General features: G+C 42.6%; 13 protein-coding genes. 3 read left to right on the top strand and 10 right to left on the bottom strand.

Annotated elements, in window-relative coordinates; translation table 11 throughout:
• Positions 1-110 precede the first annotated feature (110 nt).
• The 3 genes from dnaA to KXD93_RS16045 form a co-directional block, all read right to left on the bottom strand.
• Entirely contained in the window at positions 111-1538 is a 1428-nt protein-coding gene (gene dnaA / locus KXD93_RS16055; protein WP_258138247.1) for a chromosomal replication initiator protein DnaA, read from the bottom strand.
• Between the two features lie 436 nt (positions 1539-1974).
• Positions 1975-3522, bottom strand: a complete 1548-nt coding sequence (locus tag KXD93_RS16050) for an acyl-CoA mutase large subunit family protein (RefSeq protein WP_258138246.1) — start codon at positions 3520-3522, stop codon at positions 1975-1977.
• A gap of 129 nt (positions 3523-3651) precedes the next feature.
• Positions 3652-4185, bottom strand: coding sequence for a DUF7935 family protein (locus tag KXD93_RS16045; RefSeq protein ID WP_258138245.1), 534 nt, complete (start codon positions 4183-4185; stop codon positions 3652-3654).
• 91 nt (positions 4186-4276) lie between these two features.
• Between KXD93_RS16045 and KXD93_RS16040 the strand changes: the two genes are divergently transcribed.
• Positions 4277-4630 carry a HesB/IscA family protein gene (locus KXD93_RS16040; RefSeq protein WP_258138244.1) on the top strand — a complete coding sequence of 118 codons (354 nt, stop codon included), beginning with the start codon at positions 4277-4279 and terminating at the stop codon, positions 4628-4630.
• A 100-nt stretch (positions 4631-4730) separates the two neighbouring features.
• Here the strand turns inward: KXD93_RS16040 and KXD93_RS16035 are convergent, their stop codons facing one another.
• A complete protein-coding gene (locus tag KXD93_RS16035) occupies positions 4731-5447 on the bottom strand; it encodes a TlpA disulfide reductase family protein (RefSeq protein WP_258138243.1) in 717 nt (238 codons plus the stop codon).
• A gap of 140 nt (positions 5448-5587) precedes the next feature.
• Here KXD93_RS16035 and KXD93_RS16030 point away from each other — a divergent pair, with 140 nt between their 5' ends.
• On the top strand, positions 5588-6829 hold the full coding sequence (locus tag KXD93_RS16030; protein WP_258138242.1) for an ABC transporter permease: 1242 nt from the start codon (positions 5588-5590) through the stop codon (positions 6827-6829).
• A 171-nt stretch (positions 6830-7000) separates the two neighbouring features.
• Here the strand turns inward: KXD93_RS16030 and KXD93_RS16025 are convergent, their stop codons facing one another.
• From KXD93_RS16025 to KXD93_RS16005, 5 genes are all read right to left on the bottom strand, one after another.
• A complete protein-coding gene (locus tag KXD93_RS16025; RefSeq protein ID WP_258138241.1) occupies positions 7001-7741 on the bottom strand; it encodes a tyrosine-protein phosphatase in 741 nt (246 codons plus the stop codon).
• Positions 7742-7743: 2 nt separating this feature from the next.
• Positions 7744-8796 carry a dTDP-glucose 4,6-dehydratase gene (gene rfbB, locus KXD93_RS16020; protein WP_258138239.1) on the bottom strand — a complete coding sequence of 351 codons (1053 nt, stop codon included), beginning with the start codon at positions 8794-8796 and terminating at the stop codon, positions 7744-7746.
• Positions 8797-8917: 121 nt separating this feature from the next.
• Positions 8918-9940, bottom strand: a complete 1023-nt coding sequence (gene galE, locus KXD93_RS16015; protein WP_258138238.1) for a UDP-glucose 4-epimerase GalE — start codon at positions 9938-9940, stop codon at positions 8918-8920.
• On the bottom strand, positions 9940-10926 hold the full coding sequence (locus KXD93_RS16010; protein ID WP_258138237.1) for a UDP-glucuronic acid decarboxylase family protein: 987 nt from the start codon (positions 10924-10926) through the stop codon (positions 9940-9942). The genes galE and KXD93_RS16010 overlap by 1 nt, the downstream gene beginning before the upstream one ends.
• Positions 10927-12240, bottom strand: coding sequence for a UDP-glucose dehydrogenase family protein (locus KXD93_RS16005; RefSeq protein WP_258138235.1), 1314 nt, complete (start codon positions 12238-12240; stop codon positions 10927-10929).
• 61 nt (positions 12241-12301) lie between these two features.
• Between KXD93_RS16005 and KXD93_RS16000 the strand changes: the two genes are divergently transcribed.
• Positions 12302-13510 carry a 3-deoxy-D-manno-octulosonic acid transferase gene (locus tag KXD93_RS16000; protein WP_258138233.1) on the top strand — a complete coding sequence of 403 codons (1209 nt, stop codon included), beginning with the start codon at positions 12302-12304 and terminating at the stop codon, positions 13508-13510.
• A gap of 61 nt (positions 13511-13571) precedes the next feature.
• On the opposite strand, the gene KXD93_RS15995 is transcribed toward KXD93_RS16000, so the two are convergent.
• On the bottom strand, positions 13572-14492 hold the full coding sequence (locus KXD93_RS15995) for a hypothetical protein (RefSeq protein ID WP_258138231.1): 921 nt from the start codon (positions 14490-14492) through the stop codon (positions 13572-13574).
• Positions 14493-14724 lie beyond the last annotated feature (232 nt).

The following is a 14724-nucleotide window of genomic DNA, read 5'->3' as shown; positions in this document are numbered from 1 at the left end:
AGGTTGCCGCGCTATCGCTCGCAATGACAAGTTTTATACGATAGATAAATAACTCCACAAAAAAGCCCTGCATTCTCATGCAGGGCTCCGATAAATATTTATAAGATCAGTTAAGACATTTTAAGCTTCTTCTGGATATCGGCTACATAGCCCTTGAATTTTTTGTCGGTATCAATTAAGTCTTCAACTGTCTGGCAGGCATAGATCACGGTTGAGTGGTCGCGGCCGCCGAAGAAATGACCGATTGATTTTAAGGAACTCTTGGTATGCGCCTTAGCCAGGTACATAGAGATCTGGCGGGCCTGTACAATTTCGCGCTTGCGGGTTTGTGACTTTACCATTTCGATAGGTACTTCGAAGTACTCGCAAACAAGGTTTTGAATATACTCCATCGAGATCTCCTTTGAAGAGTTCTTCACAAAGTTTTTCAACATTTGTTTAGCAAGGTTCAAATCAATCTCCTTACGGTTAAGGGTCGACTGTGCCAGCAGGGATACCATTGCGCCTTCCAGTTCACGCACATTGTTATCAATGTTGTGAGCAACGTATTCTATTACATCGTTTGAAAGTTCAATGCCGTCCTGGTAGGTTTTGTTTTTAAGGATCGCCATGCGGGTTTCCAAATCAGGAACCTGCAGATCGGCGGAAAGCCCCCATTTAAACCTTGAAAGCAGGCGTTCTTCCAAACCTGCCAAATCCTTTGGCGCCTTATCAGAGGTGATGATCACCTGTTTGCCTGATTGGTGCAGGTGGTTGAAGATATGGAAAAAGAAATCCTGTGTTTTTTCTTTGCCGGCAAAGTTGTGCACGTCATCCATAATGAGTACGTCAATCGCCTGGTAAAAATTAACAAAGTCGTTTATATTATTATGTTTCAGGGCATCAACAAACTGCTGGGTAAATTTCTCGCATGAAACATACAGCACCAGCTTATCTGGCAGTGAATTTTTTATCTCGTTACCAATGGCTTGCGCCAAGTGAGTTTTACCAAGGCCTACGCCGCCGTATATCATCAGCGGGTTAAATGAGGTGCCGCCCGGTTTTGCCGCTACTGCGTATCCTGCGGAACGGGCAAGCCTGTTGCAATCGCCTTCAACAAAGTTATTAAAGGTGTAATTGCGGTTAAGCTGCGGATCTACGTTTAGCTTTTTTAGCCCTGGGATAACAAAAGGATTCTTAATGTCCTTATTTATTGAAATAGGTATCGGCATAGACTGATTTTTTGATTCAGCGCCATTACCATTTGATGGTAAATTGGTGGTGTATGGCTTGCTGGATGATGATTGTTCTACAACTATATTATATTCCAAACGTCCGTCGTCGCCTAATTGTTTTTTTATTGTTTTGCGTAGCAGGCCAACATAGTGCTCTTCAAGCCATTCGTAGAAGAATAAACTTGGTACCTGTATGGTTAATACGCTTCCTTCCATCCTTAAAGCTTTTATCGGCTCAAACCAGGTTTTAAAGCTCTGGGCCGGTATGTTGTCCTTTATGATCTGAAGGCAGCTGTTCCAAACGTTAGTACAAGTTTTTTCCATAAGTAATTTTTATTAAAATATTGATTTCCAACCCCCAGCGAAACATCTTTTGGAACTGCTACGGAACACCGAATATTCAAAAAAAAGGTGGATAAAAAAATTAATTTTCAACTTTTTAGTAAAATAAATTTATCAAATAATAACGTAATCTATGCCGTAAATTCAATATTAAATATTACATTTCGCGGGTAAAAAAACAGCTTATTCCTTTATTTAACTATACCAATACTTTTTTAATTAAAATCCAATTCCGTTCATCTAAAGCAGCTTACGCCGGGATTATAGTGAACTGCCAACCGGCAACTTTTGAGCCATTATAACGGTTGTTTTGTCTTTAAGTTCTAAGTTTTTTTTAAGTAGTTGATAATGGCGTTGATAACTTTTTTGAGTGTTGATAACGCAATTGTGGATAAGAATTTTTGGCAGGCTGTCAGTGTCAGTATTCCCCAAAAACGTGGCGCAATGTGTCAGAAATTTCACCCAATGTGGCATATCCTTCCACAGCATTTAATATGTAGGGCATTAAATTCTCCTTACTCCTGGCGGCTTCACTCAATTTTTCAAGGTTTGCCTTAACTACAACATTATTCCTGGAAGCCTTAAGCGCGTTAATTTTTTCTGTTTGCTTGATGCGGATAGAATCATCAACTCTGAAAACGTTTATGGCTGATGGCTCAGGCTCGGTGAATTTATTAACGCCAACCAGCACCTTTTCGCCGCTTTCTATCTGGTTTTGGTATTCATAAGCCGAACTGGCAATTTCCTGCTGGATGTAATCCTGTTCTATAGCTTTTACCGAGCCGCCCATGGCATCTATCTTATCAATATAAACCTGGGCCGCTTCTTCCAGTTCGTCCGTCAACGCTTCTATAAAGTAGGAACCGGCTAATGGGTCGACAGTATCGGTAACACCACTTTCAAAGGCGATGATTTGTTGTGTTCTCAGGGCAATCTTTGCAGCGGCTTCGGTAGGCAGGGAAATAGCCTCGTCGTAGCCATTGGTATGTAATGACTGTGTGCCACCTAGTACCGCAGCCAGCGCCTGGTTGCTTACCCGCACAATATTGTTCATGGGTTGTTGCGCTGTCAAAGTCGATCCCCCGGTTTGGGTATGAAAACGCAGTTTTTGCGCGCCGGCATCGGTGGCACCTAACTCCTTTGTTATATGCGCCCACATTCTGCGCGCCGCCCTGAACTTGGCGATCTCTTCAAAAAAATTATTGTGACAGTTAAAGAAAAAGGAGAGGCGTTTGGCAAAAACGTTTATGTCCAATCCTTTTTGCAGTGCTGCCTTTAAATATGTTTTGCCGTTAGCTAAGGTAAATGCCAGCTCTTGTACTGCTGTGGAACCAGCCTCGCGGATATGGTAGCCCGAAATAGATATGGTGTTCCATTTGGGTACTTCCTTACTGCAATACTCAAACACATCGGTAATGAGTCGCATCGAGGCTTCGGGCGGGTATATATGGGTGCCACGCGCTGCGTACTCCTTTAATATGTCATTCTGGATAGTGCCCGAGATCTGTGTGAGATCGGCTCCCTGTTTTTTTGCTAACGCGATATACATCGCCAATAATATGGGCGCGGTAGCATTAATGGTCATGGAGGTAGTAATGTTCTTTAGTTCGATGCCATCAAACAGGATCTCGATATCCTGTAAAGAATCAATGGCCACGCCCACCTTGCCCACCTCGCCTTCTGACAATTCATGATCCGAATCGTAACCGATTTGGGTAGGCAGATCAAACGCCACAGAAAGCCCCATGGTGCCCTGCCCCAGCAGGTAATGATAGCGCTTGTTTGATTCCTCGGCAGTTGAAAACCCCGCATACTGGCGCATTGTCCAGGGCTTACCGCGGTACATGTCTTTTTGAATACCACGCGTAAACGGAAATTCGCCAGGCAACTCGTTCATTCCCGATGGCTTGCAATAAACCTCTTTTATCTCAATCCCCGATGTTGTGGCAAATTTCTTTTCACTCATATATTTATATAGTGTAGCCAGTGCAAGTAATTTCTGGCTGCTAACTAACTATTAAAAACTATATATCCGGCGTAAGTCCTAATCTCTGATCTCTAATTAACCAGTCTCTAATCTCCTCTAATTACCTAACTAGAATATCTCCTCAACATCCTTCCTCAACATGCTTGCACCAATTTCGTAGGGGTTATCTTCCAGCTGGTTAATATTCGCCAGTAGTATTTTGCTTAGTTCAAGCCCGGTAGCAGTGTCAGGGATGCCCTGCATAGCATTATTAATAATACCAAGCGTATCTTCCTTTACGTGCATCACCACACCCCAGGCACGGCTGCTTACATATATTTGCTGGGTAATGTTATGCTGGTATTCGTTGCGGATCTCATCAACGATAATACTATACAACTGGTGCGCCGAATAAGCAGGCGCATTTAAACGAACCAGCATATTAGCCGGGTTTACCCGCTCAATAAACAAAACCAAGCGCTCGTAAGCCTGCAGGCGTAAGGGCAGCGTTTGATGGCTGATTGTTTTCCTGTATTCAAGTAATTGGATCTTTTCATCCCTGTCAAGGTATGGTTTAACAAGGTAAAATGCTATCCATACAACACCCAGGCCTGAAATGGTGTATTTTATAATATCTAAAAAGTAAGGTAAATAAGAGTTCATGTTTGTGAATGTTAAATACAGGTCATAAATAAAGGGCTTGCTGCAAAAATCCGCATTTTACCTTATATTTGTGTAGTTAATTAAAAATAAGATGAGTACTGCTGTTGAAACTGCCACCGGACCTGTAACTTTTACTGAAGGCGCCGTTAAAGAATTGAATAAATTAAAAAGCCAGCAAGAGATGGGTGATGATTTTGGCTTGCGCGTTGGTGTTGAAGGCGGCGGTTGTTCAGGCATGAACTATGTTCTGGGTTTCGACCAGAAAAAGGACGGCGACCAGGAATTTATCATCGACGGAATAAAGGTTTACATGCATAAAGCCCATGGCCTTTACCTTGCAGGCATGCAGATTGACTTTCAGGACGGATTAAACGCCCGCGGATTCACATTTAACAACCCAAATGCTGCCAGCACATGCGGTTGCGGGACTTCATTCTCAGTATAAGCGATAAAATATCTAATAGTATAAAATAAGAGCGGCCAAACCAGCCGCTTTTTTTATGGACTAAAATTAGTGAACAGGCTGAAAATACTACGCTGAGTTGCTATTTAACCTCGTCAATGGTTTTTTTGATCCAGTAAGGCGTATTTAAGCCGAATCCAGTAGCGTGGAACCTTACAACCCCCTGCTTATCAACAACTACATTGGTAGGATACGTGCGTATGCCGTAGTCGTCGGCAATATGGCGGCCATATTCCACAATATGGTAGGCAAATGGATTTTCCTTTACAAATTTTTTCAGATCTGATTTATAATCAAGCGCAACGGCTATAAATATGATGTTTGGATCATTAGCATAGGATAGTGCCATTTTGTTAAGCTCCGGGATTTCCTGTCTGCATGGCGGGCAATCAATAAACCAGAAGTTGATAACCAAAGTTTTACCGGCAAGCTCCTTTGGCCTCAGTTTAAAACCTTCAATGTCATTTGCACTAAAAAGGTCCAATTTTTGGCCGGTAGTAAAGTATGTAGTTTCCGCCGGCTTGGGCATTATTTGTATCAGTTTCGTTTTCGCGGCTTCATCCAATTTCACCAACAGGTAGGCAGTGCTGTCGTTACCCGGTTTAATGGATTTTAGGGTATAGTTTCCCGTTCTCATTAACTTTTGCCAGTCGGCATAGGCATATCGGTTACCAGATGAATCCTGCACAACTGACGTTTCACCAATGTGGTGCGATTTCTGGACAATGGTTTGTACCTGTGCATTGGAAAATAAATGGCAGGAAATGATGAACGTAAAAAGGACCAGGATTTTTTTCATTAATGATAATGCGTTTAGCGAAAATGAAATTAAAGGTTGTTTGGCAGATAAACAAATTGATTGTTAAATATAACGCTTGCAGTGTTGTAACAAACGGAGGGCTACTATAGTCTTACCACCGGGTTTTGTTATTTTACACTATGGCCGTTAAAACTACTTTCAAGGAAAATATTGCGATAGCTTTACAGTCGATAGCGGGAAACAGGCTGCGTACTGCACTTACCGCGTTGATTATCGCTATCGGTATTATGGCGTTGGTAGGTATTTTAACAGCAATTGAAGGTGTTAAGCAATTCACCAATGATGCATTTGCCGGCCTCGGGGCAAATTCGTTCACCATTCAAAACAGGGGTTCGGGGCTTAACTTTGGAAATGGCGGACACCGGAAAATATACCCGCCGGTCCGTTATGACCAAGCTGAGCGATTTAAGAAGAAATTCGCCCTGCCATCGGTAATCACAATAAAACTACAATTGTCAGGCACTGCAATTGCAAAATATGGCAATCAAAAAACCAATCCAAATATATCTGTAAGCGGAGCGAACGAAAATTACCTGCTTACCAGCGGGCAAAAATTGGCTTTTGGCCGTAACTTCTCTGCTGCTGAGATTGAGCACGGAACTAACGTTGTTATGATTGGTAACGAGATAAAAAAGAAGCTTTTTAAGAACGAAGACCCCATAAACAAATTAATATATGTAGGTAATAACCAGTATAGGGTAATTGGCGTATTCGCGTCAAAAGGCTCAAGTGCAGGGTTTGGAGGCGATAAGTTTTGTGTGATACCCATTGTTAAGGCAAATCAGCTTAAAGACTCTTCGCATACGTCATTCAGCGTTACTGTAATGGTGAACAACCCTGCTGCGCTGGATGCTACTATAGGGGAGGCGACTTCGCTTTTCAGAAATATCCGGAGCCTCAACATAGGCAGCGATGATAATTTTGAGATTGAAAGAAGCGATTCCATACAAGCAGAACTTTCGGGACAGCTTGCTTACATGACAATGGGCGGCGCGACAATTGGCATCATCACATTAATTGGCGCTGCCATCGGGTTGATGAATATTATGCTGGTTTCGGTAACCGAACGCACCAGGGAAATAGGGTTACGCAAATCATTAGGCGCCACACCGGCAATAATCCGCAAGCAGTTTTTAATAGAGGCGATTGTAATTTGCCTTATCGGCGGCGTATTAGGAATTATACTAGGAATGGCAATAGGTAACCTGATAGCTGTGCAAATTAGCGGAACGTTTGTAACACCATGGCGCTGGCTGTTTGCAGCAATAGCATTATGTACCTTTATCGGCCTCATCTCCGGCTTTTATCCCGCAAAGAAAGCATCAAAGCTTGATCCTGTTGAAGCATTGAGGTACGAGTAGGATGTGCGAATGAATTGATGTGCGAATGCGGGGATATGCAAATGTGCGAATGAATGGATTTGCAGCCGATGTGTTAAAATGAATCCGGTTGATTGTTGGTCGCGTTTAATCTTTCGAAATCTAAAGTCAATTTATTCGCACATCCGCACATCAAAAATTCGCACATCATTCTTACATCAGCAAGCTATTCTTCAACGGGTAATCAAACATTACTTTTTCCAGGTAAGGCATTTTTAGTGCATTTTTTAGTGCCTGGGCGTGCCTTGGATGGTGCATGTCACTCGAGATAAAATCTACAAGCTGATTATCTATTAATTCCTCGGCAAGTCGTTTTGATTCCTTACCATAATACCCGGCAAGCGATATGGTGTTTACCTGAAAATCAACACCCCAGTTATGCAAGGCTTTAAACTGATCCAGATCCATATACGGATATCGCTCGGGGTGAGCCAGTATGGGTTTGTAGCCCAGGTCGTTAAGTTTTTGTATAACGGGAATTGCATTAGGCGGCTTATTGATGAATGAAAATTCAAAAAGCACATAATTATCGCCCATGGTCATTAGTTTTTCCTCGTTAACACGAGCCTCAAAGGTTTCGTCGAAATAATGCTCAGCTGCAGCTTGTACTTCGATATCCATTTTCTCCTTTACCAGTTCTTCTTTAAGTATCTCAAGAGCGCCATTGATAGTCTCGGGTGTGTTCTTGTAATAGTCAATCATGATGTGCGGCGTGGCAATAATTTTTTTTATGCCCAGTTCCATCATACGTTTAATAAGAAAGATAGACTCCTGCGTATTTTGCGCACCATCATCAATTCCAGGTAAAACATGCGAGTGCATATCAACCATCAATGAACTATAGTCGAACGTGATGTGTTTTTTTTGTTCCTTCTTTTTAAATAACCCAAACATGATTAACGGTTGTTATATTGGTCGGTATAATATTGTTGATAATGGCCTGACGTAACATCGTTAAGCCATTTTTCATTATCAAGATACCAATCAACTGTTTTCTCCAGGCCTTCCTCAAAGGTAATTGAGGGTACCCATCCTAATTCATCCTTTAGTTTTGTTGCGTCAATAGCATATCTTAGATCGTGCCCTGCCCGGTCTGTTACAAACGTGATCAGACTCTCCGACTCCCCGGCGGGTCTGTTCAGCTTCTTATCCAAAATTTGGCACAGTAATCTTATCAAATCTATATTTTTCCATTCGTTATGGCCGCCTATGTTGTAGGTGGTTCCGGCAGCGGCATTATGAAATATCACATCAATAGCCCTTGCATGATCCTCAACCCACAGCCAGTCGCGAATGTTTTCACCTTTGCCATAAACCGGCACCGGTTTCATTTGTTTGATATTATTAATGGCAAGAGGGATCAACTTTTCAGGAAAGTGATATGAGCCATAGTTATTTGAACAATTGGAGATAACGGTATTTAACCCGTATGTATCGAAATAAGCTCGCACAAAATGATCAGATCCGGCTTTGGATGCGGAATAAGGTGAATGCGGATCATAACCAGTTTCTTCAGTAAACATACCGGTTTCGCCCAGTGTACCGTACACCTCGTCGGTTGATACATGGTAAAAGCGGGTTTCGTCATAACGGCCCTTCCATGCCTGGCGGGCTGTATTTAGCAGGTTTACTGTGCCAACAACGTTAGTCATCACAAATTCCAGGGGATTAGTTATTGACCGGTCCACATGCGATTCGGCAGCCAGGTGTATCACGGCATCAGGTTGCTCTTCAGTAAATAACTTTTGTATAAACTCGATATCAACAATATCGCCCTTTACAAACCGGTAATTTGGCTCGTCTTCGATATCCTCAAGGTTAGCCAGGTTGCCGGCATATGTTAATTTATCAAGATTGATAATGCTATAACCAGGATAGTTTTTTACAAAGCGCCGCACAACGTGCGATCCAATAAAACCTGCCCCTCCGGTGATAATTATCTTTTTCATTAAACGTTGTTTGGATTACTTATTTACTGGCAATGTGAATGATATTACCAGGGGGGTAAATCATTTTTTATAATTTTTTGTATTAGTGCTACCACCAATATTTGTTAATCTTAATATTTAATTATAATGGGTTTTCAGCAATATACTTTTCCCATTCCCAAGCCGACGACATCATGATGTCAATACCCAATTGCGCCTGCCAGTGTAATTTATTTGTCGATTTAGTAACATCGCCCCAAACCTTTTCAACATCTCCTTCCCTGCGTGGGCCAATTTCGTAATTTAACCTTACGCCGGTGGTGTTTTCAAAGGCTGCGATGATTTCGAGTACGGTATTCCCGTTTCCGGTCCCTAAATTAAATACGTCATAACCTTTAAATCCTTCGTTCTCCATAAGCCTTAACGCAGCTACGTGTGCCTTTGCTAAATCAACAACGTGGATATAATCACGAACGCAACTTCCATCCTTAGTATTGTAGTTATTACCAAATACAGTTATTTTTTCGCGTTTGCCTATGGCCGTTTGTGTTATAAATGGAACCAGGTTTTGAGGAACCCCGTTTGGTAATTCTCCTATTAATGCCGTGTCGTGTGCGCCAACCGGGTTGAAATACCTAAGTGCTATTACCTTTTGCGCCTCGCCGGCAGTAATTGCATCCCTTAAAATTTCTTCGGCAATTTGCTTGGTGTTGCCGTATGGCGATTCTGCCATTTTCACCGGTGCATTTTCAGTAACCGGCAGTTCGTCAGGCTGCCCATAAACGGTACAGCTTGATGAGAAAACAAAATTTATGGTTTTAGTTTTATAAACTTCCAGCAGGTTAAGCAGCGAATAAAAATTATTCCGGTAATATTTTAGCGGGTTTCTTACCGATTCGCCTACGGCTTTGAATGCCGCAAAATGAATAATGCCATCAATTTCGGGTTCAACGGCTATAAACTCATTTAGCTTTTGCATGTCGCAAAGATCAAACTGATAAAAGGCCGGTTTAAAGCCAATAATCCTGCTCAGCTGATCAAGAATCTTAACATTGGAGTTTGACAGGTCGTCAACTATTATGGGTTCATATCCGGCTGCCACAAGTTCGACCACGGTGTGTGAGCCGATATATCCCAATCCTCCGGTTACTAATATTTTAGCCATTAATTTTTGTTATAGTAGGTAAAGTCCTTATGTTGAATTTCCTTTTCAGGAAGTGATTTAAAGTAATTGTAAGTGATTTTTAAGCCCTCACTTCGTGAAACTTTTGGCTCCCAACCCAAAATACTTTTAGCCTTGGTGATGTCTGGTCTTCTCTGCTTCGGGTCGTCTGTTGGTAGTGGCAGGCTTATCAGCTTTTGATCGGTTCCTGTTAATTTGATTATTTCCTCACCAAATTGACGGATGGTGATTTCATCAGGATTGCCGATATTCATTGGCTGTGCATAATCGCTAAAGAGTAAGCGATAAATACCCTCTACCAAATCATCTACATAACAAAATGAACGGGTTTGTGAACCATCGCCAAACATGGTCAATGACTCGCCACGTAAAGCCTGGCCAATAAAGGCGGGTAACACGCGCCCGTCATTAAGGCGCATACGCGGGCCATAAGTATTAAAGATCCTAACGATACGGGTCTCCAGGCCATGAAAGGTATGATAAGCCATGGTTATGGCCTCCTGGAAGCGCTTAGCCTCGTCGTAAACTCCTCGGGGGCCAACAGGGTTAACATTCCCCCAGTATTCTTCGGGTTGTGGATTTACGTTGGGGTCGCCATATACTTCAGATGTTGACGCGATCAGCATCCTAGCCTTCTTGTTTCGCGCCAGACCCAAAAGATTATGCGTACCTAACGAGCCAACCTTTAAAGTTTGGATAGGGATCTTTAAATAGTCAATCGGGCTCGCCGGTGAAGCGAAGTGCAAAATATAATGAAGTTCGCCCGGGACATATACAAACTTGGAAACATCATGGTTATAAAACTCGAAATTTTCCAGTTTAAACAAATGCTCAATATTTCGCATATCACCTGTTATCAGGTTGTCCATGCCAATAACATGAAAATCCTCAGCAATAAACCTGTCACAAAGGTGCGAGCCTAAAAATCCGGCTGCCCCGGTTATCAATATCCGTTTTCTTGCTCCCATTTAACCAACTATTTTACGCCCTATGCTGTTATAGTAAAAACCATAGTCCTTCATCCTGTCCAGATCGTAAAGATTACGTCCGTCAAATATAACAGGCGCTTTTAACTTTTCTTTCATAAAATCAAAATCAGGAGTTCTGAACACCGGCCATTCTGTTACTATCAACAATGCATCGGCATTTTCAAGCGCAGAATACCTGTCTGTGGCATAAGTTATTTTATCGCCAAGTATCTTCTTAACGTTTGGCATACCTTCCGGATCGTACGCAATAACATTTGCACCTGCGGCCAGCAGCTCGTCAATTATATATAATGCAGGGGCTTCACGGATATCGTCAGTTTCCGGTTTAAAAGCAAGCCCCCAAAGTGCAAAGGTTTTGCCCTTTAGGCCATCCTTGCCATAATAGTCACGCATTTTCACCACAAGGCGCCTTTTCTGCGTTTCATTAACCTCCATTACGGAGTTCAATATTTTAAAGTCATATTTATTTTCCTCGGCCGATTTTGCCAGGGCTTGCACATCCTTAGGGAAACAGCTACCACCATAGCCAACACCTGGAAACAGGAAACGCTTGCCTATCCGCGCATCAGCACCAACACCTTTTCTTACCATGTCAACATCTGCACCAACCAGCTCGCACATGTTGGCAATTTCATTCATAAAGGTAATTTTGGTTGCCAGGAACGAGTTTGCGGCGTATTTTGTAAGTTCCGAAGAACGCTCATCCATATAAAGTATCGGATTTCCCTGGCGTACGTAAGGAGCATACAGATCGCCCATTATCAGCCGGGCCTTTTCATCCATAGTACCAATCACTACACGATCGGGTTTCATAAAATCCTCAACAGCTACACCCTCACGCAAAAATTCGGGGTTTGATACCACGGCAAAGGGCACGTCGGTATTTGCCTTCATAACGGTCGTTACTTTATCAGCGGTGCCTACAGGCACGGTTGATTTGGTAACAATAACCTTATACTCAGTAATTAATTTAGCTATGTCCTTTGCCGCGCCAAGCACGTAGCTTAAATCGGCAGAGCCGTCAGCTCCCGGGGGGGTTGGCAGTGCAAGAAATATAACCTTGGCTGGCGCTATGGCCTCGGCCAGGTTTGTTGTAAACGTTAACCTGTCCTGCTTGATGTTACGATGAAAAAGTTGGTCGAGCCCGGGCTCATAGATCGGCATTTCGCCTGCCCTCATTTTGTTGACTTTTTCTTCAACTATGTCTACACAAACAACCTCGTTGCCTGTTTCAGCCAAACAGGTTCCGGTCACCAAGCCGACATAGCCCGTTCCGATAACAGCAATTTTCATAAATAAAGTATTTTTATTGTGATTACATTTATCCCCGCGAAGTTAATAATTCATAATTAAAATGCTCTTACTATATAATACCGGGGTTCAATTATATTTCGTTGCAATTTATATCGCTTCATTTTTCAACAAAAAAGCCAAACTTTGGGTAAATGGTCGAAAAGAACAAGCGTTTATACGTTTTTCAGGGTGCATTTGGTTTCATTTTGCTTCACTTGGTGAGTTTGAACAGGGGCGACCTGTTTTAGAGGGAATACGCGAACTTTATCCCGACGAGAAAATCGTTATCACCTTTTTTTCACCGTCTGGCTACGAGGTTCGGAAAAATACACCGCTGGCCGATGCTGTGTACTACTTACCGCTTGATACCGCCGCTAATGCACGGTATTTTATTGATTTTTTCCAGCCCAAAATGGCTGTTTTTACCAAGTATGAATACTGGTATCATTTCTTCAACGAGACAAATAACCGTAACATTCCGTTATATGTAATTTCGGGCATTTTCAGGCCCAACCAGGTGTTTTTTAAATGGTATGGCGGGCTGCACCGTAAAATGCTGGGTTTTGTGCGCCGTTTTTTTGTGCAGGACGAAGGCTCACTGGAGCTGTTACATCAAATTGGGGTAACCAATGTAACCGTAAGCGGCGATACCCGGTTCGACAGGGTGTGGGTAAACTCCCTGCAACCCAAAGCTATCGCCGGCATCGCCGAATTTAAAAACGACCAAAAAATATTTATTGCGGGCAGCACCTGGCCGGCCGACGAGCAGTTGATAGCCACACTAACTACTCAATATCCAGGCTGGAAATTTATCATAGCCCCGCACGAGATTAGTGAAGAGAAAATAGCAAAGCTTATATCTATTTTACCATCGGACACTACCCTAAGGTATTCCCAAATTTCAAATCTCACGCCTGATATCTCATATTTAATCATTGACAATGTTGGCATGCTTTCTTCATTATACCAATACGCTGATATCGCGTACATTGGCGGCGGGTTTGGCGCGGGAATTCATAATACGCTTGAAGCTGGGGCTTTTGGCCTGCCCGTAATTTTCGGCCCGGAATATTCGAAGTTCAAAGAGGCTAAGGATCTGATTGCCTTACAGGCCGGGTTTAGCGTAGCTGACGAAGCAGCGTTGAAAACGATAACAGGCAAGCTAATTAACGACCATGTATTTTATAATAAAGCAAGCCTTGCAGTCACAACTTATGTGAAGGAGCATACCGGAGCAACTGCCGCTATCATCAATTTTATTAAAAACTAAAACACCGGAAACTGATGTGCCCGGTGTTTTAGATGATTTTCATAGATAGGCAGATGCAGGGTTAGTCCTTTAAATGTAACGCCTGTTGTACCTCTTTATAGTTTTTAAGGTTAACAAGCCCTAATGTATGTACGCCACCCGGAATAATCACATACCTGAATTGGTGTGCGTTTGATATGTTGGTATAAGCATTTATACTACTTGTTAAGCTTATCGCTACATTCCCAACTGTGCAAAGTGCCGACCATGTATCAAGATTAGGAGTAGTACCACTCATATAATTGATTAAAATAGGCAGTTGACCCACCTGGTCAGTAGGCCATATAACAGGGTTATATCCATTAAGCTTACCATATACTACTACTGTACCCTTGTCTAAAATATCCTGGGTAATTTTAGAGGCAGCGATATCGGCTGTAAAATAGATCGTGCCAAAAACGGTTGTTTTTGTATATGTGGCTGGGGTATACCAGTCAGAATAGATCACGTTAGCAGTTCCGGTATCACCTTTTGGTCCTTTTAGATTAATGGGTGCCGACCATGCATTAGCAGCCTTAGGGCCGTAAAATAAATAGCTGTTAACATCCAGGTAATAGTCGCCGTTTTTGCCTACAGATGCTGCAGGAACGCCCGTGCCGCTATAAATTTTTGAACCTGCTGCACCTGCTGCGCCCGCAGCACCGGTTGCGCCGGTTGCACCTTTCAGATTTGTAGGGGAACCCCAGCCTGCGGCAGTTTTAGGCCCGTAAAAATCGCTGTTGGTGGTATTGAGGTAAAAATCGCCGTTAACGCCAATAGTTGCTGCCGGCGCTGCTGCTCCCGAAAATATTTTTGTACCATCTGCACCTGTAGCCCCGGTTGCACCTGTGGCCCCGGTTGTACCTGCTGCACCTTGCGGCCCCACAGCGCCATCTTTACCGCACGAGGTAAGCATTACAGCTGCAGTAATAAAAGTAAAAAGTAAATAATTTAAATGTTTCATAATGGTTAATGTTTAAAATGGTTAATAAATTGTAATCAGGCTTTCCTTAGCCTTGTCTTAAATCACAAAGCAAAACAACCACTAATTGCTGTTTTGTTAGTCCGTTTAAACACGTGATTGTCATGTGGTTAATACGCCTTTTTTATTGCGTTTTAACCGTTGTTAAACAGCGGATTTAACGTAAGTGCAGTTATGCAAGGGGTGATGAAACTTTTTAGTGAGAGGCAAAAGG

This window comes from Mucilaginibacter phenanthrenivorans, assembly GCF_024721155.1.
In the GTDB taxonomy this organism is placed as follows: Bacteria; Bacteroidota; Bacteroidia; order Sphingobacteriales; family Sphingobacteriaceae; genus Mucilaginibacter; species Mucilaginibacter phenanthrenivorans.
This window is presented reverse-complemented; position numbering and strand designations above follow the sequence as displayed.